Annotated in this window: 24 protein-coding genes and 1 other annotated feature; of the genes, 20 read left to right on the top strand and 4 right to left on the bottom strand. The window is 35.6% G+C overall.

Translation table 11 applies throughout. The features are described from left to right. Window positions 1–40 precede the first annotated feature (40 nt). Window positions 41–1,501, bottom strand: coding sequence for a methyl-accepting chemotaxis protein (locus CRO00_RS05710; protein WP_097072718.1), 1,461 nt, complete (start codon window positions 1,499–1,501; stop codon window positions 41–43). A 159-nt stretch (window positions 1,502–1,660) separates the two neighbouring features. Here CRO00_RS05710 and CRO00_RS05705 point away from each other — a divergent pair, with 159 nt between their 5' ends. The 3 genes from CRO00_RS05705 to CRO00_RS05695 all read left to right on the top strand — a co-directional run bounded on the left by CRO00_RS05705 (window position 1,661) and on the right by CRO00_RS05695 (window position 5,202). Next, the gene (locus CRO00_RS05705) at window positions 1,661–2,041 is read left to right on the top strand and encodes a hypothetical protein (protein WP_097072717.1); all 381 of its coding nucleotides are present in this window, start codon (window positions 1,661–1,663) and stop codon (window positions 2,039–2,041) included. A gap of 220 nt (window positions 2,042–2,261) precedes the next feature. Continuing rightward, window positions 2,262–2,780, top strand: coding sequence for a hypothetical protein (locus CRO00_RS05700; RefSeq protein ID WP_097072716.1), 519 nt, complete (start codon window positions 2,262–2,264; stop codon window positions 2,778–2,780). 256 nt (window positions 2,781–3,036) lie between these two features. Next, window positions 3,037–5,202 (top strand): methyl-accepting chemotaxis protein, encoded by a 2,166-nt coding sequence (locus CRO00_RS05695; protein WP_097072715.1) that lies wholly within the window; start codon window positions 3,037–3,039, stop codon window positions 5,200–5,202. 43 nt (window positions 5,203–5,245) lie between these two features. Here CRO00_RS05695 and CRO00_RS05690 read toward each other — a convergent pair whose 3' ends face one another. Then, a complete protein-coding gene (locus CRO00_RS05690) occupies window positions 5,246–6,523 on the bottom strand; it encodes a replication-associated recombination protein A (protein WP_097072714.1) in 1,278 nt (425 codons plus the stop codon). A 120-nt stretch (window positions 6,524–6,643) separates the two neighbouring features. Between CRO00_RS05690 and cymR the strand changes: the two genes are divergently transcribed. The 5 genes from cymR to CRO00_RS05665 all read left to right on the top strand — a co-directional run bounded on the left by cymR (window position 6,644) and on the right by CRO00_RS05665 (window position 11,405). Then, the gene (gene cymR, locus CRO00_RS05685; RefSeq protein WP_097072713.1) at window positions 6,644–7,063 is read left to right on the top strand and encodes a cysteine metabolism transcriptional regulator CymR; all 420 of its coding nucleotides are present in this window, start codon (window positions 6,644–6,646) and stop codon (window positions 7,061–7,063) included. Between the two features lie 48 nt (window positions 7,064–7,111). Beyond that, a complete protein-coding gene (locus CRO00_RS05680) occupies window positions 7,112–8,254 on the top strand; it encodes a cysteine desulfurase family protein (protein WP_097072712.1) in 1,143 nt (380 codons plus the stop codon). 21 nt (window positions 8,255–8,275) lie between these two features. Continuing rightward, window positions 8,276–9,397: a tRNA 2-thiouridine(34) synthase MnmA gene (gene mnmA / locus CRO00_RS05675; protein WP_097072711.1), complete on the top strand. Its 1,122-nt coding sequence runs from the start codon at window positions 8,276–8,278 to the stop codon at window positions 9,395–9,397. Window positions 9,398–9,446: 49 nt separating this feature from the next. Continuing rightward, a complete protein-coding gene (locus tag CRO00_RS05670) occupies window positions 9,447–10,106 on the top strand; it encodes a tetratricopeptide repeat protein (RefSeq protein WP_097072710.1) in 660 nt (219 codons plus the stop codon). Between the two features lie 87 nt (window positions 10,107–10,193). Further along, window positions 10,194–11,405: a NupC/NupG family nucleoside CNT transporter gene (locus CRO00_RS05665; protein WP_097072709.1), complete on the top strand. Its 1,212-nt coding sequence runs from the start codon at window positions 10,194–10,196 to the stop codon at window positions 11,403–11,405. Between the two features lie 43 nt (window positions 11,406–11,448). On the opposite strand, the gene hisA is transcribed toward CRO00_RS05665, so the two are convergent. After that, complete coding sequence (gene hisA, locus CRO00_RS05660; RefSeq protein ID WP_097072969.1) at window positions 11,449–12,207, bottom strand: phosphoribosylformimino-5-aminoimidazole carboxamide ribotide isomerase; 759 nt, start codon at window positions 12,205–12,207, stop codon at window positions 11,449–11,451. Between the two features lie 160 nt (window positions 12,208–12,367). Here hisA and recD2 point away from each other — a divergent pair, with 160 nt between their 5' ends. The 6 genes from recD2 (at window position 12,368) to CRO00_RS05630 (ending at window position 18,379) form a co-directional block, all read left to right on the top strand. Continuing rightward, window positions 12,368–14,836, top strand: coding sequence for an SF1B family DNA helicase RecD2 (recD2, locus tag CRO00_RS05655; RefSeq protein ID WP_097072708.1), 2,469 nt, complete (start codon window positions 12,368–12,370; stop codon window positions 14,834–14,836). 76 nt (window positions 14,837–14,912) lie between these two features. After that, a complete protein-coding gene (locus CRO00_RS05650; protein ID WP_237658337.1) occupies window positions 14,913–15,560 on the top strand; it encodes an SIMPL domain-containing protein in 648 nt (215 codons plus the stop codon). Window positions 15,561–15,639: 79 nt separating this feature from the next. After that, complete coding sequence (locus tag CRO00_RS05645) at window positions 15,640–16,068, top strand: DUF1801 domain-containing protein (RefSeq protein ID WP_237658336.1); 429 nt, start codon at window positions 15,640–15,642, stop codon at window positions 16,066–16,068. Between the two features lie 58 nt (window positions 16,069–16,126). Further along, complete coding sequence (locus tag CRO00_RS05640) at window positions 16,127–16,897, top strand: sporulation protein (protein WP_097072706.1); 771 nt, start codon at window positions 16,127–16,129, stop codon at window positions 16,895–16,897. 104 nt (window positions 16,898–17,001) lie between these two features. After that, window positions 17,002–17,181 (top strand): hypothetical protein, encoded by a 180-nt coding sequence (locus CRO00_RS05635; protein ID WP_097072705.1) that lies wholly within the window; start codon window positions 17,002–17,004, stop codon window positions 17,179–17,181. A 49-nt stretch (window positions 17,182–17,230) separates the two neighbouring features. Then, entirely contained in the window at window positions 17,231–18,379 is a 1,149-nt protein-coding gene (locus tag CRO00_RS05630) for an MFS transporter (RefSeq protein WP_097072704.1), read from the top strand. A 14-nt stretch (window positions 18,380–18,393) separates the two neighbouring features. Here CRO00_RS05630 and CRO00_RS05625 read toward each other — a convergent pair whose 3' ends face one another. Further along, the gene (locus CRO00_RS05625) at window positions 18,394–19,086 is read right to left on the bottom strand and encodes a TerC family protein (protein ID WP_097072703.1); all 693 of its coding nucleotides are present in this window, start codon (window positions 19,084–19,086) and stop codon (window positions 18,394–18,396) included. Window positions 19,087–19,209: 123 nt separating this feature from the next. Then, window positions 19,210–19,423 (top strand) — a binding site (T-box leader). Between the two features lie 163 nt (window positions 19,424–19,586). On the opposite strand from CRO00_RS05625, the gene alaS reads away from it, so the two are divergent. From alaS to mltG, 6 genes are all read left to right on the top strand, one after another. Beyond that, on the top strand, window positions 19,587–22,247 hold the full coding sequence (gene alaS, locus CRO00_RS05620) for an alanine--tRNA ligase (RefSeq protein ID WP_097072702.1): 2,661 nt from the start codon (window positions 19,587–19,589) through the stop codon (window positions 22,245–22,247). Between the two features lie 124 nt (window positions 22,248–22,371). Further along, window positions 22,372–22,638, top strand: coding sequence for an IreB family regulatory phosphoprotein (locus CRO00_RS05615; protein ID WP_036176121.1), 267 nt, complete (start codon window positions 22,372–22,374; stop codon window positions 22,636–22,638). A 7-nt stretch (window positions 22,639–22,645) separates the two neighbouring features. Then, a complete protein-coding gene (gene ruvX, locus CRO00_RS05610) occupies window positions 22,646–23,062 on the top strand; it encodes a Holliday junction resolvase RuvX (protein ID WP_097072701.1) in 417 nt (138 codons plus the stop codon). Between the two features lie 54 nt (window positions 23,063–23,116). Beyond that, complete coding sequence (locus CRO00_RS05605; RefSeq protein WP_097072700.1) at window positions 23,117–23,422, top strand: DUF1292 domain-containing protein; 306 nt, start codon at window positions 23,117–23,119, stop codon at window positions 23,420–23,422. A gap of 67 nt (window positions 23,423–23,489) precedes the next feature. Further along, window positions 23,490–24,008, top strand: a complete 519-nt coding sequence (locus tag CRO00_RS05600; RefSeq protein WP_097072699.1) for a DUF1292 domain-containing protein — start codon at window positions 23,490–23,492, stop codon at window positions 24,006–24,008. A 208-nt stretch (window positions 24,009–24,216) separates the two neighbouring features. Continuing rightward, the gene (gene mltG, locus CRO00_RS05595; protein WP_097072698.1) at window positions 24,217–25,335 is read left to right on the top strand and encodes an endolytic transglycosylase MltG; all 1,119 of its coding nucleotides are present in this window, start codon (window positions 24,217–24,219) and stop codon (window positions 25,333–25,335) included. The last annotated feature ends 133 nt before the right edge of the window (window positions 25,336–25,468 follow it).

Genomic DNA, 25,468 nt, shown 5'->3' with positions numbered 1-25,468 from the left:
AGGTGCGACCAGAATAATTCGGGCGCACCTTTCTTACATTTTATTTTCGAATATTGGTCGTTTCTTTATATGTTTCCTCGACGAATTTAGTTATTTGTTGATGTTCCTTATTGACTTCATTAAGAATGCCGTTAAGTTGGTCAATTGCAGACGAGCTTTGTTCTATGATAGCTGCAAATTCGTTAGTGCTGTCTTGTATTTCTTTACTATTATTCTCGATGATATTTACAGCGTATGTGAAGTCTGTAATTTCTTTTTGCAATTGTGCCATCGCATGAAATAGTTGCGTAAATGTCTCGTTTGATTGTTCTGCTGTTTCAATTTGTGAGGAAATACGTTCTAAACCGTTCGTCAAATTCTGAAGTGTATCTTTATTATAACTATTAACTTGGTCTAAATTTTCATCAATTTTCACTAACGTCTGATCTGTTATACTGGCCAATTTTCTTATTTCATCTGCAACAACTGCAAATCCTTTCCCGTGATCTCCAGCTCTTGCAGCTTCAATTGATGCATTTAAAGCAAGCAGATTTGTTTGGGTTGTAATTTTTTGTATGTCTGAAGTAAATTGATTTGTCTCGTCGATTTTCTTTGAAAGATGCAAAAACGTCTCATTAAGTTGGTAAAAAAATGATTTAAATGAGTCAATTTCAATTTTAAGTTGATGAATCACATCGTTGCCAATGGTTGCACTCTGACTAGCATTATCAACACTTTTTACAATTTGGTTTAGCTGACTTAACATCGACGTTATTTCTGACGATGTGGCTTCGATACTTTGAACAATTTTACCAACATAATTGGATTGACTACTGGACCCAGCACTTACTTCTTGAATTGATGCGAGCATTTCATTTTGTGCCGTTGAAGCTTTTGTCATGCTAGTAGTAATAGTTTGGAGTTTTGTATTAATATTTTCTACGGCAATTTCCAGATGACGGTGTAAGTTTTGTTCTTTTAACGCCATCTCACTAGTTTCTACTATTAACGACTCAATATTATTAAGTAGTCTCTTGTTTTGTCGGACTTGTAGAAGGATTCCGACACTCATTAAAATATGAACAACAAACACATTCGCTGGTTCTAACATAAACCCTGTAGAATCAAGGGTAACATTTAGAATTAAACAAAAGAATGAACCGATAAAACCGAATATAAATACAGATATCTTATTGTGAATACTACTTAAAAATAAAACGAAAAAGCTTAAAACAATCGTTGCTAAAGTTACTTTATAACTAAAAATAATACCGAAGACAGTAATTACGCCAAAAATTAATACAACGTAAGGAAAGATAGGACGAATCGTTTCTATTTTCCGTTGCAAGAAATAAGTAGCTAGCGTAATAAAAACAGGAATAAATAATGACAGTGCAATACCGATTGGACGTCCAATGATAAATTGGGCAAGCCCTCCTAAAGTAGCAGCAAGTCCATATACAATCATTAATATCGTGTTTTTCTTCATTAAATCATTCTTTTTTAGCAATTCAACATTCATAAAAATCCTCCCTCCAAAAATTATTTAGAGAAAATGTTATTTTTCTAGTTATATATTCTTTTTCCACTATATTTATGAGTGTAATAGTTGAGGATTTTTAAAGTGTTGTAGTAATTTGATATATTAAAAAAGTAAATACGAAAATTAAGGAGCAAAATGATGACAGGTGTTTTTGAAATAGAGTATCGAGGGTTAAATATTTTTGATGAGATTGGTGTAGTAGAAGTGGCTGTAGATAAAGCATCTAGTACAATGCACCTTTATGACCAAAATCAAGTTATACACCCTGAGTATGACTTTTCTACTAGAAAGTACGTTGTGAATGATTCATTTATTAATATGACAAAAGTATTGTATGACAAATATTTTTTAAGAAATTTTGACGAAAAAAATTTTGAGGAATGGGTGAATGGATTTAGCTGGATTTTTTATTTTCCTCAAGCAGTCGTTTATAAATTTCATAATGGGGAATTGACCAAATTGTCTGATCTACATCATACCAAATTTTTATATAATAAATATGTAGTCAGAATATTATAAAAGGGATATTATTTTATTTTCATAAAATAGTATATTTCGACAAATTTTGCATCACAAAAATGGATGTATTCCAACTTGAATTTTCTTAAAAATGAAGGTTTTTCACATTTGTATCACACTTTTTTCGTCAGTTTTTATTTTCTGAAAAATTATTTGGATATTATTGTTATAGTAATATTACAAATTATTTAAGGGGAGCAAAGTAAAGGGAGGATTAGTAATGAGAACAAAGGTTCCGATGACGAATAAAGATGTGAACTTACTTCGATTGAAAGAAAGTATGGATGAAATAATCTTTAATAATATTGATACATCGCAAAATTGGGAAAAAGCTTATTCGAGTCTGAGTGAACTTTTAGATCAATTTGTAGAGTATTATATAAGTGCTACTCAGGTGGCAAATGGAGAGACTCCTAAAGTAAACACATTTTGGATGATGTTCTTAGATATAATCTCTAAACTAATTTATTTCCAAAGTCTCTCGTATTATAAAATGCAATCTGAAAAATCTGCTAAAGTGATTGAAGAAACGAAAGATTTATTCACACTTGCTGCAAATTGCATACCCAATGTTCAGAAGATTGTAAATGCTGAATTTTTAAATGAAATTGCAAATAGCTTTGAAGAAATAGAGCAATCTAATGGAGTTTCATTTGAGCGAATGATTCTACAAAAAGACAATCAACCTCAAGAGTGTTTAAAGCATTTTGCAAACTTTGTTGAGAAGTACAAAATATAAGTGTTTTTAAGATGGAATCGAGAAATCGATTTCATCTTTTTTGTGTTACATTTTATTACACAATTATGTAGTTATAAAGAAAAATTATTAATGTATTAGAATGCCTATTTTTATCAATTCCTACTCGCTGAAAAGAATCTATTATATCATTACATAACTATGTTCGGCGTTGAAATAACCTATGAATTTCATGTAAACTATTATTACATAATGCAGTTATGAAAGTTTAAATTGCGTTTGATATGGGGGTTTGTCTATGGGAGTATTTGGCTGGCTTAATTTTAAGAAAGGCTTACCATTATGGTGGTCATATAAATTAAATAAAGGAACAGTACAACAAAAGGAAGAAATTTTTGAAAGTATTGCTAGGACACGTGTGAATTTGTTACAGGGTTGGGCGAAGGATCGTTGGGTTTCATTAGAATCTAGAGCGGATGAAATCTTATATATCGCACCAGACAACTGGAATCAATACTTAGCACAATCAAAAAATAAAAGCACATATTTTACTGAACTATTCTTGCTTAATAAAGATGTGGAAGTGTTTGCTTCAAGTTTTCCAAGTCATATAGGGGCTAGTTATAAAAATGCTCAAGTTTATGAAAAAGCTGTAAAACAAGTTTGGCAGACAGAAAAACCACTTCTATATGGACCATTTATTGACCCTATAACCTTAAAAATTGGCCCAAGAACATCAAAGTTTCATGATGAAGTAACACTATTGTTTTTACAACCAGTTTTTCGTGAAGGTATTTTGCTTTTTGTACTAGCGGCAAGAGTTCCAAATGATGTTATTTCAGATTTGATACAACGGGAAGCAGGACATATATATGAAGAATCTGGTGATAATTATTTATTTATGACAAAATCAATTTTAGACCCTACAATACAACTAGGTACTGCATTATCTCGTAGCCGTTTTGAAGATGAAACCTTTACATTAGGTGATAACTTAAAATCAGGTGTTAACACAAAACAATGGGGAACCGTCAAAATTAAACGTCATACAGAATTTGAAATACGATTTACAGACCCTGCAACAAAGGAATTGCATCCTGGAGTTGCCAATACAATTCAAAAGGGCTCAAATATATTTGTAGAATTTCCTGGGTATTCAGATTATCGTCATATACCTGTAATTGGGAAGGGAATTACTTTTCAAATGCCGCATAGTCCGGACGTTTGGGGCATGATGTGTGAGGCAGATTTAGAAGAGGTGTACAGAACACGTTCTATTGGTTTTCAATTAGGAATTAGTTTCATTTCTTTTATGATGATGAACATTTTATTATTTCAACTATTAAATGCATTCCATTTCCTTCACCCTCTCATTATTTTTGCAATTAATATCATTTATGGGGTTATAGGAACGTTTTATTTTACAAAGAAACGATTAAAACCAATAATTGATCGAATCAATAAAGTGACAAGTATGATCCAGACCATTGCTGAGGGGGAAGGGGACTTAACCATTCGAATTGACAAGTCTCTTCTTTCCAATGATGAAACTGGAGAGATGGGGCGTTGGATTAATAACTTTGTAGATTCCCAAGCATCCCTTATTCAAAAAGTCCAAAAATCTACTTCAGATGTTCAATTAACAAACAACCATTTACAACAACAAACCAAAAATGTTGAACATGGATCTAATAAGTTAATTGCTCAAATGGAAGAAATGTTTTTAACGATTCAACATCAGCTAGAGGATGTTCGAAATGCGATGCTGCAAGTTGACCAAATTAGTAGAACGATGGAACAGATGGAACAGCAATCAACTGAACAATTATGTGCGGCACAAGAGCAAGTGGTGGGCATTGATGACAAAATGAATGACATTGTTGAAAAAGTTCGGGAAACGTTACAATTAACAGAGACATTCATGGAATCTTCTACGAGTATTGGTAAAGTAGTAGTAACAATTAATGCAATTGCGGAACAAACGAACTTGCTTGCCTTAAATGCATCGATTGAAGCGGCAAGAGCAGGGGAGCATGGGAAAGGGTTTGCTGTAGTGGCAGAAGAAATTCGTAAACTTGCATTGCAAACAAAACATGCAACAGAAGAAATTGATCATACTTTAAACTTAATAGAAAGTAACTCTAAGTTAATTCAAAATGCAATTGAAAATAATAGTTTAGAAGTTGAAAAGGGTTCTGAGTATATAGGGGTTGTGAAAGATGTATTATCCTCAATGACGAATGCGCCATCAAATCAAATTAATGTCACAGAACAAATGAGAGATATTATCCAAAATATTGCTGCAGGAAGCGAACAAAATGTAAGAGTAGTGGAAATTGTAGAAGAATCGATGAGAAATATGGTTGAATTAATCAGAAGTGCTCATCATGACACAGAAAGAAGCTCTTTATTAGTCGGAACTTTGTCGCAAACCGTATCGAAATTTCATATTAATCAAAGGTGAAAAAACTGGTGGAGAGTGATAACTTCTCTTCACCAGTTTTCCCTTATTTTTTAAAGGTTTTTAATTTATCATAAATCGCGGCCATCCGTTTTTCTTCCCCGGCTATAACAGGCTTATAAAATTCAAGATTCACACTATCAGGTAAATATTGCTGATCTACCCAACCGCCAAATGTACCGATTGGATAGTCATGGGGATATTTATAACCAACATGGCCTAACGTTTTTGCTCCTGCGTAATGAGCATCTTTTAAATGGGGTGGGATATCCCCTGTTTTTCCGTCGTGTATTGCAGAAATTGCTGCATCAAGGGCGGAGTAGGCAGAATTCGATTTAGGTGATAAACACATTTCGATTACTGCAGTAGCTAAAGGAATGCGAGCTTCTGGCAGCCCTAAAGTTTTAGCAGATTCACAAGCAGCATAAACATGGGCACCGACAGAAGGATTGGCTAGTCCAATATCTTCATAGGCCATAACTAATAACCGTCTACAAACTGCAATCAAATCACCGTTTTCAAGTAAATGTGCTAAGTAATAAAGAGCGGCATTTGCATCACTTCCACGTACAGACTTTTGCAAGGCAGAAAGTAAATTGTAGAAATGGGACCCTCCTTTATCCCCATAAACCCCAATCCTTTTTGAAAGGTGTTCAATCGTTGAATCTTCTACAACAGTTTCTCCATCAACTTCATCTGATGCATAATATATTGATTCTAGCAATGTTAAAGCTTTTCTTGCATCACCATTTGAGGCTAATGCGATGTTTTCTATTTGATCAGCAGAAATTTTAATATTATATTTTCCAAGTCCTCTTTCTTCATCATGCAATGCTACGGTGATGAGTTGGACGATATCTTCTTGTGCGTGGCGTTTCAATTGTAGAATTTCTCCACAACGGGAGCGTATAGCTGGGTTCACATCATGAAAAGGGTTTTCAGTAGTTGCTCCGATTAACACAATCGATCCATTTTCCACATGAGGAAGCAACGTATCTTGTTGTAGCTTATTGAAACGATGAATTTCATCTAGGAATAATAGAACTTTTCCTGAAATTCTTGCTTCTGTGACAATTTGTTCTACATCTTTTTTTCCTGCATGAGTAGCGTTTAGGGCGAAAAATGGTAGGTTAGAGCTTCCTGCAATCGCGTAGGCAATAGAAGTTTTTCCTATCCCAGGCTCCCCGTATAAAAGTATTGAAGGAACATGACCATTGTGAATCATTTTATATAAAGTTGTTTGTTCTCCGATAATGTGCTGTTGTCCAATGACTTCTTTAATGTTGCGCGGACGCATTCGGAATGCTAACGGTTCATTTTGCATTGTTGCAATCCTCCAAAAATATACTTTTTATTATTTAATATTAGCCCTTTTCCGAGTGGAATAAAAGGTGTTATGGTATACTTAAGCTAAATAATGGACAAAGAAACTTGAGGTGTTATAATGAAAATTTCTACAAAGGGTAGATATGGACTAACAATTATGATTGAATTAGCGAAGCATTACGGAGAAGGGCCTATTCCATTAAGACAAATTGCAGCGGAAAAAGATTTATCAGAAGCTTATTTAGAGCAGTTAGTATCTCCACTTCGAATTGCTGGGTTAGTAAAAAGTGTTCGAGGCGCATATGGAGGTTATTTGTTAGCAGTACCACCAAGTAAGATTTCAGCAGCTGATGTAATTAAAGTTCTAGAAGGGCCAATTCAACCAGTAGAAGGAATCGAAAATGAAGAAGCACCGCAACAACAATTGTGGATTCGTATTCGTGATGCAGTTAAAAATGTCCTTGATACAACGACGATTGAAGATTTAGCAAAATACAATGATCCATCAGAAGTTGATGGTTACATGTTTTATATTTAACTTTTCTTTCCTAATTAAAACGATTCAACTTAAAGGAGTAATATTTTCATGGAATCAATTTATCTAGACCATGCAGCGACCTCACCAATGCATCCCGAAGTAATAAAAGAGATGATGAAGGCTTTTGAAACAGTTTATGGAAACCCTTCAAGCATCCATACAGCAGGAAGACACGCGCGAAAGGTTTTAGATGATGCTCGAACGATTTTAGCTCGTGCAATTGGGGCAAAAGATACAGAAATTATTTTTACAAGTGGTGGTACCGAAGCCGATAATTCCGCTATTTTCGGCGTAAGTCAAGCTCTTAAGTCAAAGGGAAAACATATTATCACAACTCAAATCGAGCATCATGCCGTAATGAATGCTTGTGAAAAACTTGAAAAAGATGGCTTTGAAGTGACCTACTTACCTGTTGATAAAAGTGGACGGATTTCAATCGATACATTTAAAAATTCTTTACGTGAAGATACAATTCTTGTAACAATTATGTACGGTAATAACGAAGTAGGGACAATCCAACCAATCGCTGAAATTGGTGAAATCCTACAAGACCATCAAGCGGTTTTTCATTCAGATGCTGTTCAAGCTTTTGGAATTGAACGTTTAAATGTAGACGAATTAAAAGTTGATTTATTAAGTGTATCTAGTCATAAATTGAACGGTCCTAAAGGAATTGGCTTCTTATATCAGCGAACAGGGACGCCTCTTAATGCTCTCTTTTTAGGTGGTTCCCAAGAAAAGAAAAGACGTGCTGGTACAGAAAATGTCCCTACAGCAGTTGGGTTCGCAAAAGCGGTAGAAATTGCTCAGCAAGAAATGAAGGTCAAACAAGAAAGTTACCAACACTACCGTAATGAATTTTTATCAATCTTAGATCAAGAAAATATTAAGTACCATATAAACGGTAGTCCAGATTATTCTTTACAGCACGTATTAAATATTAGCTTTAAAGGAATGGATGTTGAATCATTCTTAGTAAATTTAGACATGGAAAAAGTATATGCTTCGAGTGGATCCGCGTGTACTGCAGGTTCAATTGATCCATCCCACGTATTAGTTGCGATGTTTGGATCAGGAGCAGAGGAACTACGCAATTCAATTCGTTTTAGTTTCGGCCTCGGCTTAACAGAAGAATTAATTATAAAAGCAGCAAAACGTACTGCTAAAATTGTACAAAGACTTACGAATTAAAGTTAGAAAAGGTGAACGAGAATGGTAGAAACAAAAGACCCATCACAAATTCGTGTAGTTGTCGGAATGTCTGGTGGGGTCGATTCGTCAGTTGCTGCCTATTTGTTAAAACAACAAGGTTATGACGTAATCGGAATATTTATGAAAAACTGGGATGACACAGATGAATTTGGTGTATGTACAGCAACGGAAGATTATGACGATGTAATCAAAGTTTGTAATCAAATTGGCATCCCCTATTATGCAGTAAACTTCGAAAAACAATATTGGGATAAAGTATTTACTTATTTCCTTGAAGAATATAAAGCTGGCCGCACGCCAAACCCTGATGTTATGTGTAATAAAGAAATTAAATTTAAAGCATTTTTAGATCATGCCATGAAATTAGGGGCAGATTATTTAGCAACAGGCCATTATGCTCGTGTAGAAGAACGTGATGGGGAAGTATTAATGCTTCGTGGACTTGATAATAATAAAGACCAAACTTACTTTTTAAATCAATTATCACAAGAGCAGTTAAAGCACGTTATGTTCCCAATTGGTCATATTGCTAAACCGGAAGTTCGTAAAATTGCGGAAGAAGCGGGGCTTGCAACGGCGAAGAAAAAAGATTCTACAGGGATTTGCTTCATTGGGGAGCGTAATTTTAAAGAATTTTTAAGTCAATATTTACCTGCTCAACCCGGCAAAATGGAAACATTTGATGGTCGTGTAATGGGTACTCATGATGGGTTAATGTATTATACAATTGGTCAACGTCACGGCTTAGGTATTGGTGGCGATGGTGATCCTTGGTTTGTACTTGGAAAAGATTTAGAGCGTAATGTGTTATATGTTGGTCAAGGCTTCCATCACGATGCATTGTACTCAACTTCCCTAAAAGCAGTGAAAATGAGCTTCACATCGAGCCAACCTAAACCATTCAAATTTAGCTGTACGGCAAAATTCCGTTACCGCCAAGAAGATTCACCTGTTGAAGTGGAGCTTTTGGAAGATGGAACTGCCCATATTACGTTTGCTGAACCTGTACGAGCGATTACTCCTGGTCAAGCAGTTGTATTATATGATGGAGAAGTTTGCCTTGGTGGCGGAACAATTGATCAAGTATTTAAAGAGAATGAAAAATTAACGTATGTAGGATAATTTATAGGCGGCCAAATTGGTCGTCTATCATTTTGAGGTGAAAGGTTTAATGAACTATAATGAAATTGGAATTAAAGCATTCCAAGAAAAACGTTATGAAGATGCTGCCAAAGCCTTCACGGAAGCAATTGAAAACAATCCAAATGAAGCAATTGGCTATGTGAATTTTGGAAATTTACTTGCGGCAATGAATGATGTCGAAAGAGCAGAACGATTCTTTCAAAAAGCGATTACGATTGATGAGCGTGTAGCTACTGCGTATTACGGTTTAGCTAATTTATATTACAATGCTGAACGGTATGTAGAGGCGGCAAAACTTTATCAAAAATCAATTGAGCATGGAATTCAAGGTGCTGATGCGTATTATATGTTGGCGAAATCTTTTGAAAGAGATGAGAAACAAAAGTTAGCATTACCATACATGCAACGAGCAGCAGAGCTAGCACCAGAGGATATACAAATACGCCTTTCTTATGGAATTTTACTTTGTACGTTAGAAATGTTTGATATTGCGAAAAATGAGCTTGATTTTGTAATAGAAAAAGATCCTAAAAATGCAGATGCACACTATAATTTAGGTGTTTTATATGCCGTTTCAACTGAAAACTCTGAAGCCGCAATGCACCATTTGAAAGAAGCTTTTACGATTGAACCAAAATTTGATCAAGCAAAATATATTTACGATATGGTGAGCCAACGTTTTAATTAAGTCGATCTTTATGATCGGCTTTTTTCTTTTTTTTGCATGAATGTTTGAAATAGAAGGAAAATAAGATTGAAAAGTAGGTGATACGTTTTGGATGTTTTATGGGGAGTACTCGGAATCCTCGTCATTCTGTTAATTGCAATGCTCTTTACATCTAGTTTTAAAAAGATACAATGGAGAGTTGTAATTTCGGGCTTAATCGTCCAATTTACTTTTGCTCTAATCGTGTTAAAATGGGAGTTTGGACGAGAAAAACTAGAGCAGCTCTCTAATGTAGTTTCCAATCTTATTTCTTATGCTAGTGAAGGAATTAATTTTTTATTTGGTCCACTGGCAAATAGTGAAACAATGGGGACTATTTTTGCTATTCACGTTCTCACAATTATTATTTTCTTTTCCTCAATGATATCCGTTCTGTATTATTTAGGAATCATGCAATTTGTCATTCGAATTATTGGTGGCGGACTTTCGAAACTTTTAGGAACGAGTAAAGCAGAATCAGTTAATGCTGCTGCAAATATTTTCGTTGGACAAACTGAAGCTCCCTTAGTTATTAGACCATTTTTAGGAACAATGACGAAATCAGAACTATTTGCCGTTATGACGGGTGGTTTAGCATCGGTTTCTGGATCGGTGTTAGTGGGCTATTCATTATTAGGAGTGCCTTTGGAATATTTGTTAGCTGCTAGTTTCATGGCTGCGCCTGCCGGATTAGTAATGGCCAAAATCATATTACCTGAAACTGAAAAAGTCAATAATTCAAAGTTTACTCTGGATAAGGATTCTGACTCTGTTAATGTTATTGATGCTGCAGCACGAGGAGCAGGGGATGGGTTGAGACTTGCGGTAAATGTAGGTGCAATGTTATTAGCATTCATTGGGTTAATTGCTTTAATTAATGGGTTATTAAAGTGGGTAACTGGAATTTTTGGTTTAAAAGGGATAACATTAGAATTACTTTTAGGTTATGTTTTCTCACCGTTAGCATTTGCAATTGGAGTACCATTTGACGAAGCAGTTAAAGCGGGGTCTTTTATCGGTCAAAAATTAATTTTAAACGAATTTGTTGCGTATTCAAACTTTGGACCGGAAATGCCAACATTGTCAGATAAAACGGTAATGATCATCAGTTTTGCATTATGTGGATTTGCCAATTTAAGTTCCATGGCAATATTAATTGGGGGCTTGGGTTCACTTGCTCCAAGTAGAAGGCCTGTAATTGCAAAGTTAGCAGTAAAGGCAGTTATAGCAGGGACATTAGCCTCCCTTTTAAGTGCCTCTATTGCGGGAATGCTCTTTTAACACAAGGCGTACAACCATATTAAGGTATATACGCCTTGGCTTTTTATTTGCCCTTACAATAGGTAACTACTTCTTGATACGGAAGATCCCCACCGAAAATATCTAGGGCACTTCCAATTGTTACATGAAGTTTCCCATTTGAGATTTTCTCGAATTTTTCTAAATCCTCTAATGACCTAACTCCACCCGCATAAGTTGTCGGAATTGATGTCCAGTTAGCTAAATCACGCACCAATTCCTCTTGCATGCCGCTGCGCTTTCCTTCAACATCTACTGCATGGATTAATAATTCATCGCAAAATTGTTCTATGTAAGAAATAGACTTTTCATTTACTTCAAAATCACTAAATTTCGTCCATTTATCTGTAACAACATACCATTTTCCATCACGCTTGCGACAGCTTAAATCAATGACGATATGTTCTTTCCCAACTGCCTCTATTAATTTTTGTAATCTTTCCATATCTAATTGACCATCATGGAAAATATAAGATGTAACAATAACATGGGTTGCTCCTGCATCTATGTACTTTCTAGCATTTTCGGCATGGATCCCGCCACCTATTTGTAATCCATTTGGGTATGTTTGTAATGCTAGCAATGCTGCATCCTCATTTCCAGCACCAAGCATTATAACGTGCCCACCAGTTAAACCATCTTCTTTAAACATATTTGCATAATAGGATGAATCTTTTTCAGAAATAAAATTTTCAACCACAGTTTGGTCGTCATGTCCCAATGTGCTGCCCACAATTTGTTTTACTTTTCCATCGTGTAAATCAATGCAAGGTCTAAATTCCATTATAATCACGAATCCCTTCTACTAACAATAAACGCTATAACTATCATATCATTGGACATAAAAAAATTCGAGTTTCCAAGGGTTTCGATTATGTAAGACAGTGTTTTATACATATGGTAAAATCAAATATAGGAAAAACGGTTGAAAAGGAGTTTATAGGATGGCAGAAAATTTTAATTTATTCGAAGTTAATAAGTTATTCATACTTGGCCGTCCAATTGTTTCTATTTTTCATAATGCAACGAATATGTACTCAATTGTTCGAGTAAAAATACAGGAAACAAATTTACAATATGATGATAAAGAAATGATTGTTGTTGGATACTTTCCACCTTTAAATGAAGATGAGTTATACCGTTTTACTGGAAATATAAAAAATCATCCAAAGTACGGGCAGCAATTTCAAGTGGAAACCTTTGTGAAAGAGGTACCCGCAACTGAACAAGGGATAATCCACTACTTATCGAGTGATTTGTTTCCAGGTGTTGGACGAAAAACTGCTGAAACAATTGTTCAGAAATTAGGGATTGATACGCTTAAAAAAATATTGGAAGACCCTTCTGCGCTCGATTGTGTACCTCGATTATCTGACGAGAAGAAAGATCTTATTCGTCAAAATTTAGAACAAAATTTAGGTCTAGAAAGAATTATGATTCAACTAAATGAGTGGGGTTTTGGTCCACAGTTGGCAATGAAAATTTATCAAACCTATCAAGAAGACACTATCCAGTTACTTACGGAAAATCCATATCGTTTAATTGAAGATGTGGAAGGGGTAGGGTTTGGTCGCGCGGACGAGTTAGGCAGTAAACTTGGTATTACAGGTGCTCACCCTGATCGAATCAAAGCGGCAGTTTTACATATTTTAACGAATGCGGCCCTTTCAGATGGTCATGTTTACCTTGATGCTGAACATGTATTGCCGCTTGCTAAATCGATGCTTGAACAAAGTCAACGTGTAGAAATCCCTTACGATAAAATTTCTACGGCCATTATTGAAATGCAGGAAGAAAGTAAAATTTGCGGGGAAGAAACACGGCTTTATATACCTTCCCTTTATTTTAGTGAAATTGGAATTGCTTCGAAAATTATAGAATTACTTCAACAAAATGATAAACAACAAAGGTTTACGAAAGATGATATCCGGAAAGCAATTGGTGAAGTAGAAGAACGGCTAGAGGTTACTTATGCAGAAACACAAGCAGAAGCTATAGAATGTGCACTTAATTCTTCCATAATGATTTTAACTGGAGGGCCGGGTACAGGAAAGACTACCGTAATACGCGGGTTAGTAGAGGCTTATGCGGAGTTACACGGGCTATCATTAAATCCAAAAACATACGCTCAAAAAGAAGAACCGTTCCCAATTGTACTTGCTGCACCAACCGGAAGAGCTGCCAAACGTCTCGCAGAATCAACAGAACTACCAGCAATGACGATTCATCGATTACTAGGGTTTAATGGTCAAGAGAAAGATGAAGAGACAGATCGTGAAGTACAGGGAAGACTTATTATCATTGATGAAATGTCGATGGTTGATACGTGGTTAGCACATCAATTGTTAAAAAGTTTAAAGGAAGATGTACAAGTTGTTTTAGTTGGAGACCAAGATCAATTGCCTCCAGTTGGTCCAGGTCAAGTTTTAAAAGACTTGTTATCGTCTAAGCAAGTGCCAACCGTTGAACTAAAAGATGTTTATCGCCAAGCAGAAGGTTCTACAATTATTGAACTAGCCCATCAAATAAAAAAAGGGACTATTCCAAATACAATTGCAGAGAAGACAACAGACCGTTCTTTTATTAAAGCTTCCGCTGAACAAGTTGCAAGTGTTGTTACGCAAGTAGTGAAAAGTGCAATCTCTAAAGGTCAATCGATACGCGATATTCAAGTATTGGCTCCGATGTATAGAGGACCTGCTGGAATTGATATGTTAAATAAAAAAATTCAAGAACTCGTCAATCCTAATGTAGATGGGACTCGGAAAGAATTAGTGTTTGGCGATGTTGTGTACCGTATAGGCGATAAAGTGTTGCAGCTTGTCAACCAACCCGAAAGCAATATATTTAATGGGGACATGGGTGAAGTAATCGCTATTATTAAAGCAAACGAAAATATCGAGAAACAAGATTTGCTCGTTGTTTCTTATGACGGAAATGAAGTCACATACAATCGCGGAGACTTAAATCAAATTACATTAGCCTATTGTTGCTCTATTCATAAATCACAAGGCAGTGAGTTTCAAACTGTAATCATGCCAATTGTCCGAAGTTATTCGAAAATGTTACGACGAAACCTTCTTTATACAGGAATTACTCGTGCCAAGAACTTTTTAATTTTATGTGGGGACCCCGATGAATTTGCAAATGGACTAGCAAAAACGGACGACTTGCAACGCTTCACAAGTTTAAAAGCGCGCCTTAATCCAATGCAAGCAGAACAAGAGGAAGTAAAAGTCGTTCAAACAACAGAAAAAGAAGTATCCATAACTTCTTCAACAGAGGTTCAACAAGAGTCATTATTCGTTGGTGATCAAGTAATGGAGCCTATATTAAATGTTGAAACGGCGCCATATATTCATCCGTTGATTGGTATGAATGGAGTTTCTCCCTATGATTTTTTGGATGATTAATCGAATAAATCCTGTGACAAATATATTACTTTTCGTGCATATAGTTAGTAGATGAACAAAACGAAAGGTGGAAAAATTGGATTATTCTAATGCCCATCATGGTTCACATCGATTTAGGACAATGACGGTTACGGGAAATGGGAAGTTGGAGACAAAGCCAGATTACGCAGAACTGCAAATTGAAGTCAGAACAGAATCTAAAGATGTCACGGAGGCACAAAGACAAAATGCTGTAAAGATGAATGGAGTAATTCAATCACTTTTAGCTTTAAATATTGATCGTAGCGATATACAAACCTCCTTTTACAATGTGTTTCCGGTCTATGATTTTGTCGAAGGAAAACAAATTTTTAGAGGTTATGAAGTCACTAATGCCATTACTGTTAAAATCCGAAATATAGCTGAAGTTGGGCTCGTGATTGATACAGCGATAAAAAATGGGGCAAATGCAATTTCTCGACTTACTTTTAAACTTGAAAATGAAGAGAATTATTATAGGGGTGCTCTCCAATTAGCACTTCAAAACGCGAACGAAAAGGCTCAAGCTCTTGCAGTCTCTTTACGATTATCTCATTTACCAGTGCCAATAGAGATTGTGGAGGAAAGTAAAGGGGGACCAATTTTGTATAAAACTGTAGCATTGTCAGCAGAAACAGTTTCGACTCCGATAGAACAAGGAACGATTACAATTGAGGCTACCATTAGGGTGAAATATCAATACTAAACTTAACATTTTGCTCCTCATGAAGGTGAATGGAAAGTAATTGACGAAGGAACATGTAAGGATGAAAGGAGTAATTAGCGTGGCAAAGTACGAACAAAAAACAAAAGAAACCGATGCAAGTGTCATCGAATTTATTGAATCTGTTGATAGTCCGAAAAAACGAGAAGATGCGTATAAATTATTGCAAATTTTTGAGGAGACTTCAGGTTTTGAGGCGAAAATGTGGGGTCCTAGTATTATTGGTTTTGGGTCATACCATTACAAATATGCAACAGGTCATGAAGGTGATGCACCTCTTGTAGGATTTTCCCCTCGAAAAGCAAAAATAAGCCTTTATTTTGCAACGGGTGATACTGAACGAGAAAAGCTACTAGAGAAGTTTGGGAAACATACAACTGGGAAAGCATGTGTGTATATTAACAAGTTAGCGGATGTAGATGAAGAAGTGCTAAAAACGTTAATTACCCAATCCATTTCTTTTTTACAAAAAATATATCCAAAAAATTGAAACTTTTATTAGTCATTACACGTAATTATTACCATACAATTGTTAAGGGGTGTTGAATGTGTCTTTTTTCAATAAAATGTTAGCGAGCATCGGTGTAGGTTCAGCAAAAGTGGATACAAAACTAGAAAAATCGAGTTATACAGCAGGGGAATTACTACGTGGCGAAGTTGAAATTTACGGTGGTAATGTGGAACAACAGATCGATGCAATTTACTTAACGCTTTATACAACGTACATTAAAGAAGTGGATGATAATAAATACACTTCAAAAGCAGCCATTGAAAAATTTAGAGTAAGTGAACCATTTTCAATTAGTGCAAATGAAACCAAAATCATTCCATTTTCATTCAATTTACCTGTTGATGTACCAATTACTGTCGGCAGAACTCAAGTATGGGTTGCAACAGAGTTAGATATTCGAAGTGGTGTTGACTCAACGGATAAAGATTATATCGAAATTCGCCCATCAAAAATCGCTTCTAGAATTTTCGATGAAATCCAAGCGCTTGGATTTAGACTTCGAGAAGCTGAATGTGAGCAAGCATCTTATAAATATCGTAGCAAATACCCATTCATTCAAGAATTCGAATTTGTTCCGGTTGGCGGTGCGTTTAGAGGCAGATTAGATGAGTTGGAAATTGTCTTTGTCTCTCAATCAGAATCTTCAGTAGACCTAATCATGCAAGTGGACCGTAAAGCGCGCGGATTCGGAGGCTTTTTAGCAGAAGCGTTAGATGCAGATGAAACTCACCTACGTATGACGATTTCTCAATCGGATCTACATAATTTGGGAGAAATCTTAAGACAAACGATTGCAAGATATGCTTAAAATGTTACAGCTAGTTTTTGGGTTCAAAACCAAGAACTAGTTTTTTTAATTATTTTCAGTTAAGATAAAATAATTGTTATTTTGGGATTGAGTATGTATTAAATATGAAAAAGAAGAAAAGAAATAAACTTAAAAATAAAATTAATGAATTAGAATATGGGCTTTATGGCGACTTTGCTTTTATTGCGGGTTTTACAGAATCAGGGTTTCCGTTTGGTGTGTTGAAAGATGAACTAGAAGAGGAAGACGAAGCAGATATTGATTTTGACGAGATTCCCTTTTAGCACAGTACTTAACAACAATTTTTGCATTAATTGGAGGATTATCAATAGTATGAACAACCAACGCTGGCTTTCGCAAAGCTACTTTATCTTTTTCTTCACATGGGGCGTGTATTTACAATATTGGTCAGGTTGGCTCAGTGAAGCAAAAGGATTAACAGCATCACAAGTGGGATATATTATGGGAATTGGTTTAATTGCGAGGGCAATTGCTACGATGTTTGCTTTTCCCTTTGCAACAAGGTACTTAAGCGAGAAAAAGTTAATATTCGTTTTAGTTGTTTCCTCCCTCGTTGTCACACTATTTTACTTCCCGGCAAACACTTTTGAAACATTATTAGTTATTACGTTTATTTTTAGTTTGATTTATCCGTCACTTTTACCTGCAATTGAAAATAGTGCAACAACGCTTATGCAAACTGGTCAAATTAATTATGGAAAAAGTAGATCTTATGGTTCGATTGGTTTTGTTATTGCGGTATTAATTATTAGCTTCATTGTTGGTATAGCTGGAGAAAGAGCGATTTTATGGTGCATGATTGCCTTTCTTTTCATTATGCTTTTGATGCAAACACTACCAACACCAAATGTATTATTAGTAAAGCCGACAGCAGAGGATCGTGGACAGTCTTCCTCTATGATAGGCTTATTTAAAATTAAAGGATTTTCTATTATTCTTCTCGTAGTTGTTTTGCTACAAGGTTCTATGGCATCATATTATAATTATAGTTACTTGTATTTACAATATTTGGATGTAAACCCCTTGTATATTGGAATTATTCTTAATATTGCTGTTGTTTCAGAAATTATTTATTTATTGAAAGCTGACAGAATTGGGCATTGGAATACATCTAAATTATTAATAATTGCAGGGATTGCTTCAACAGTGCGATGGATCATCATTTACCTGTTCCCGAATGTATGGGCTTTTATCATTTCTCAAACCTTACACTCATTATCCTTTGCAATGGCCCATTTTGCGTTTATCCAATATATCTCAAAAACATTACCGAAACAACAGTTATCAAATGCGCAAGGTGTTTATTCTGCATTAGGAATGAGTTTAAGTGCTGCACTACTAACTTTGTTTGGTGGATTTTTATACGAAATTCAACCTGGTCTTTCGTTTTTAGGAATGATTGTATTCACAATACCTGCTGTCATATTAATTTATGCCACAAGAAAAAAGTATCAATATTAAAAGGAGTCGCTTCATTATTTGGAAGCGACTTCTGTTTGTTTTTTACGATGGATGAAATTTTTCACGATTAACCCGATTGTAATAATAACAGTTACCACAATTGCTTCAAATTTAAAAATGTCAGCCTGTGTTTGAAAGAATTGATCAACATAAGCATCCTTGACAATCATTTTGGCTGCTGTCAATGCAAGTACTGCTGCACCCAAAACAATAATAATCGGAAATCTTTCCATTAAACGGGTAACCATTGTACTCCCCCATACAACGATAGGAATCGAAATAATTAATCCGATTGCAACAAGTAACATATTTCCTTGAGCAGCACCCGCTACCGCAATAATATTATCCATTCCCATTAACAAGTCTGCTAACAGAATTGTTCCAATTGCTCCTAAAAAAGACTTCTTTTTTGGTTGAACATCTACTTCTTCTTCAGTTAATAGTAATTTATATGAGATGTACATTAATAAAATCCCGCCTACTAGTAGGAGACCATCATATTGAAGCAATTGTACTGCAACTAATGTTAAGGCGATTCTAATTGCAATTGCTCCACCTGTACCCCAAAAAATGATTGCTTTTTGTTGATGACGTGGTAAGTTTTTCGCAACAAGACCTATCAATAATGCATTATCTCCAGCGAGTACTAAATCAATAAAAATAATCGACATCAGTGCAGTGAAAAATTCAACGGATAGAATCTCCAATAGTATCACTCCAATTCTATTTTTATACTGTTAGATGTGACATTATATGTTGTCCAAATGATTTTAGAAGCTAGTTATAATTGACACACTTGATGCATTCTCATATAATTTACAACAGAATAGATAAAAACGATGATGGAACAAGTAAGTTTGAACATGCGTTGAAGAAAGAGATTCCACAGGCTGAAAGAATCTTACGTTAAGTTTTTACTGAATGCTACTCCAGAGTGCAGCTAATCCCTGCCGTTCACTTACGTTACAGTGCTTGAGATATAAGTTGGTTTATGCCAATTTATAAATTAGGGTGGTACCGCGAGATTACGTCCTCGTCCCTTTATGGGATGGGGGCTTTTTTATTTTGTTTACTCGATTGGCGGATAAATCTAGCATTTTGGCGGATGTTTTCGTGAAAATGACGGATATCTCCTCTATTTTGGCGGATACATTCAACTTAAACTAAACTTACACATCATCAAACGAATTTTAGGAGGAAAAATGTAATGAAGGCATCAGAAATACGCCAAAAGTATTTAGAATTTTTCATTGAAAAAGGACATGCGCAAGAACCATCAGCACCACTTGTTCCAATTAATGACCCATCTCTATTATGGATTAACTCAGGTGTTGCAACTTTAAAGAAATATTTTGACGGACGTGTCATTCCGGATAATCCACGAATTACGAATGCACAAAAATCAATTCGTACAAACGATATTGAAAACGTAGGAAAAACAGCTCGTCACCATACATTCTTTGAAATGCTTGGGAACTTCTCAATTGGTGATTATTTCAAAAAAGAAGCGATTCATTTTGCGTGGGAATTTTTAACAGATTCAAAATGGATGGGCTTTGATCCAGAAAAACTATCAATTACACTTCATCCAGAAGATCAAGAAGCATATGACGTTTGGAAAAATGAAATTGGGATTCCGGAAGATCGTTTAATTCGCATTGAAGGGAACTTCTGGGATATTGGAGAAGGTCCATCTGGTCCAAACTCAGAAATCTTCTACGATCGTGGCCCTGAATATGGAAACGATGAAAATGATCCAGAATTATATCCGGGTGGAGAAAACGAACGTTATTTAGAAGTGTGGAACTTAGTATTTTCTCAATTTAACCATAACCCTGATGGAACGTATACGCCACTACCAAAACAAAACATTGATACAGGTATGGGACTAGAGCGTATGGCATCAGTTGTACAAAATGTTCCAACTAACTTTGATACAGACCTATTTATGCCGATCATTGAAAAAATTGAGGAATTTGCAAGCCGTAAATATATGCGTCCTGGTGAAATCGATTTAAAAGAAATTTTCGGTAGTGAAGAAGATGTGAACACGCCTTTTAAAGTAATTGCAGACCATATTCGTACAGTTGCTTTTGCCATTGGAGATGGAGCACTTCCTTCAAATGAAGGACGTGGCTATGTGTTACGCCGTTTACTGCGCCGCGCAGTTCGTTATGCAAAACAAATCGGTATTGAAAAGCCATTTATGTTTGAGTTAGTTCCAACTGTAGGGGAGATTATGAAAGACTTCTACCCAGAAGTGAAAGAAAAAACAGAATTTATCCAACGCGTTATTAAAAATGAGGAAAATCGCTTCCATGAAACTTTAGATGGTGGATTAGCAATTCTTTCTGAAGTAATCGAAAAAGAAAAAGCTGCTGGACTTAACACAATTCCTGGTAGCGACGCATTCCGTTTGTATGACACATATGGCTTCCCAGTAGAACTAACGGAAGAATATGCTGCAGAAGCTGGTATGACAGTAGATCTTGAAGGATTCGAAGTTGCAATGGAAGAACAACGTGAGCGTGCTCGTAATGCTCGTGCGGACGTAGATTCTATGCAAGTGCAATCTGAAGTGTTAGCGAACATTACTGTTGAATCGAATTTTGTTGGTTATGATACTTTACAAACTGAAACAAAAGTAGTTGCAATGGTTGCAAATGGTCAAAATGCGGAAGTTGCTTCAGAAGGTGATGAAGTACTTGTTATTTTAGCTGATACACCGTTCTATGCAGAAATGGGTGGACAAGTAGCAGACCATGGAACTCTTGAAAATGATACTTGCAAAGTCTTTGTAAAAGATGTTCAAAAAGCGCCAAATGGACAATCTCTTCATACGGTAATCGTCGAATCAGGTGAATTGCATTTAAATGATTATGTAAAGGCAACAGTTGATCGTGATGAACGTAACCTAATTGTGAAAAACCATACAGCAACGCACATTATGCAACGTGCTCTAAAAGATGTTTTAGGTGAACACGTAAATCAGGCAGGTTCATACGTTGGTCCAGATCGTCTTCGTTTTGACTTCTCTCACTTCGGTCCTGCAACTAAAGAAGAATTAGAGAAAATTGAACGTATTGTAAATGAGAAAATTTGGGAAGATATTGAAGTAGTCATTGAAGAAATGCCAATTGCAAAAGCGAAAGAAATGGGCGCTATGGCATTATTCGGTGAAAAATATGGAGATATTGTACGTGTAGTTCAAGTAAGTGATTATTCAGTTGAACTTTGTGGTGGTATCCACGTAGGAAGTACTTCTGAAATTGGTTTATTTAAAATTGTTTCTGAAGGCGGTATTGGAGCAGGTACTCGCCGTATCGAAGCCGTTACTGGTAAAGCTGCTTATGAAGCTGTAAGAGAAGAACAACGCATTTTAGAAGAAACAGCGGCTCTATTAAAAGCAAACCCTAAAGATGTAGTTGCTCGTGTTGAAAATCTACAACACGAATTAAAAGAACAACAACGTGAAAATGCTTCATTATCGCAAAAAATTGCCAATGCCCAAAGCGGTGCAGTATTAGATTCTGCTCAAAAAATTGGTGATGTAACAGTACTTTCAACACGTGTTGATGCAAAAGACAACAACCAACTTCGCCAAATGATGGACGATTTAAAAGAAAAACTAGATAATGCTGTCATCGTTCTTGGTGCAGTAGATGGCGATAAAGTAATGTTATGTGCAGGCGTGACAAAAGATTTAGTTGGCGGAAACTTCCATGCGGGTAATATCGTCAAAACGGTTGCAGAAGCTTGCGGCGGTAAAGGTGGCGGTCGACCAGATATGGCGATGGCTGGCGCGAAAGATGCATCAAAACTTGAAGAAGCTCTTACTTCTGTGTATGATTACGTTAAATCAATTTAATAATATTTGAAATTATTGGTTAGAAATAACTGTTGAATATTTGATTGAAACTTATAATCGGTTATAATAAAGAAAATGGAGAAGAGAGATTCAACTCTATATTTCTGAAAGCGAGGTGCTGGTCTTGAGTTCGTTTGATAAAACAATGAAATTCAGTTTTCCCGAAGAATCAATGGAACAAGAAGTAAAGCAAGTGATGTTGAAGGTGTACTCTTCACTAGAAGAGAAAGGGTATAACCCTACAAACCAAATTGTTGGTTATCTTTTATCTGGTGATCCGGCATACATCCCTCGCCATCAGGATGCACGAAACTTAATACGAAAGCTCGAACGTGACGAAATTCTTGAAGAGCTCGTAAAATTTTATATTAGGAAGAATAACGAGGCATAATATTAACATGAGAGTAATGGGATTAGACGTTGGTTCAAAAACAGTCGGTGTGGCAATTAGTGATGCATTAGGCTGGACAGCGCAAGGTATCGAAACCGTAAAAATCAATGAAGAAACAGGCGATTTTGGTATCGAACGTATAAAAGAACTAGTTAAGGAATACTCTATTACAGAATTTGTAGTAGGGTATCCTAAAAATATGAATAATACTGTCGGACCTCGTGGTGAAGCTTCTGAGAATTATAAAAAATTATTAGAAGAAACATTTAACCTACCTGTAAAACTGTGGGACGAACGTTTAACGACAATGGCGGCGGAACGAATGCTAATAGAAGCAGATGTAAGCCGAAAAAAACGCAAAAAAGTCATTGATAAAATGGCTGCTGTCATGATTCTACAAGGGTATTTAGATAGTAAGAATTAATGCATGCGAAACAAACGTTACAAGTATGAAAATTTATTAATGAGGTGACCAACTATGGGACATGAACACGAACACGAAGAACGACACATTACAATTGTAGACGAAAACGGTAATGAACAACTATGTGAGGTTATCGACACATTCTATTCAGAACAATTCGGTAAATCTTATGTTTTATATTCATTAGTTGGTGCAGAAGAAGATGAAGATGGTCAAATTGAAATTTTCGCATCTTCCTTTGTCCCTTCTGAAAACGGTGAAGATGGAGAATTAGAGCCAATCGAAACGGAAGAAGAATGGGATATTATTGAAGATTTCTTAAATTCTCTTGAAGATGAATATGATGAAGAAGAAGAGTAAAAATTAATTTTAAACATATTTAAGGTAGGCACAAGCATTGCCTACCTTTTATTTTGGAGGTGCTAATTTGGACGAGCAATATTTTTCAGTACAATTAGAAGATGGCTCTGAACAAAAATGTAAAGTGCTATTTACGTTTGATTCAGACGAAAATTCATATGTCCTTTATTCATTAGTTGATGGGAACAATGAAGAAAGTGGAGAAATTTCTGCATTAAAATATGAACTTGATGAGAACGGGGAAATGACAAATTTCACATCCATTGAGACAGATGAAGAGTGGGATATGGTGGATGAAGTAATGAATACTTTAATTGCCGAGTTTGATGGACAAGAAGATTTCTTTACCATTTCTTCAGAAGATGATGAAGAGATTGTTTGTGAAGTCTTACATCGATTTAAAAGTGAGAAATTTAATAAATCTTATATTCTGTATGCTTATGCGGATCTTGACCAAATTAATGAAATATTCGCAGCAGCTTACATTCCTGGAGAAAAGGGTGAAGTGTTAGAACTTCTACCAATAGAAGAGGAAGAAGAGTGGCAATATGTTGAAAATGAGTTAGCTTCATTAAACAAAGAATAAAGTATCGTTGTGCTATGGCCCTATGTCATAGCATTTTTATTTGAAATAAATGATTTTGGGGTAAAGCTAATATTGTAAAAATTAGTACTGTACCTTTTACTGAACTTTCGGCGCAGATACAACACGCCTCTTACCCGGAAGAGGCGTGTTGTATTGTCACTTTTTGTGTTTTCTTGTATCATATTAAAAGATACAAGGGGGTAAGTCGGTGGATAATGAAGCAAAAAAACTAGAGATGATTGAAAAAATGAAGCAGCGTAAAAAAGAAGGAAAAATTGTACGTCGCATTGTTGCTATTGTGACACTTGTAATTTTATTGATTGTAAGCGTAGTTGGGATAAGTGGCTATTTTTATGTAAAATCAGCACTAAAGCCGATTGATCCGGAATCTAAAACGGAAATACCAGTGGAGATTCCAATGGGTTCTGGTATAAGTGCCATTGCATCTATCCTAGAAGAAAACGGTGTTATTAAAGATGCACGTATCTTTAAATATTATACAAAATTTAAAAATGAAACGAGCTTTCAGGCTGGTAACTACTCAATGACACAATCTATGACTTTTGATGAAATCATCGAAAGCTTAAAAACCGGTAAAGTGTACCGTGAACCACTCTTTGCATTAACGATCCCAGAAGGACTAACACTGGAGCAAATTTCAAAGATAGTTGAAAAAAATACTGAATTTACTGCAGAGCAATTTATGGAAAAAGTAGTTGATCCTGAGTTTATAAAAAATATGATGTCTTCATTCCCGGATTTAATTACCGAGGAAGTAATGGATGGAAATATTCGTTATGCACTTGAAGGCTATTTGTATCCGGCAACCTATTCATTTTATGAAGAAAATCCAACACTTGAAGACATTATTACAACAATGATCTCACAAGCAAATGAAATACTAGTTGAATACAAACCTTTGCTTGAAGAAAAGCAAATGACCGTTCACCAATTGCTAACTTTTGCCTCTCTTTTAGAAGAAGAAGCAACTGCACAAACAGATCGAGAAACGATTGCAAGTGTTTTCTACAACCGTCTTGAAATTGATATGCCATTACAAACAGACCCAACAGTGTTATATGCATTAGGGTCCCATAAAGAACGGGTACTTTATGAAGATTTAGAAGTGGACAATCCATATAATACTTATGTAAACCAAGGACTACCACCAGGGCCTATTGCAAATGCTGGGAAAACATCAATTGAAGCAGCTCTTAGTCCAACAGATACTGAGTATTTATATTTCTTAGCTGATTCTGAAGGCAACAACCACTTTGCAAAAACATATGATGAACACCTTGTAAACGTGGATAAATATATACGTTAATTGTGGGATAGAAGGACTGTGCAATTTATTATTAATAGCTCAAACTTCGCACATAAATAATTAGGTTCAATAGTTGATGCTATTTGGTTCTTCTCGATTTCAATAAGAACCTTGACATACTTTTTTTAGATAC

The sequence above is a fragment of the Ureibacillus xyleni genome (assembly GCF_900217795.1).
Lineage (GTDB): Bacteria > Bacillota > Bacilli > Bacillales_A > Planococcaceae > Ureibacillus > Ureibacillus xyleni.
The sequence above is the reverse complement of the archived record's forward strand: the minus strand, read 5'-3'. Positions and strand labels throughout refer to the sequence as shown.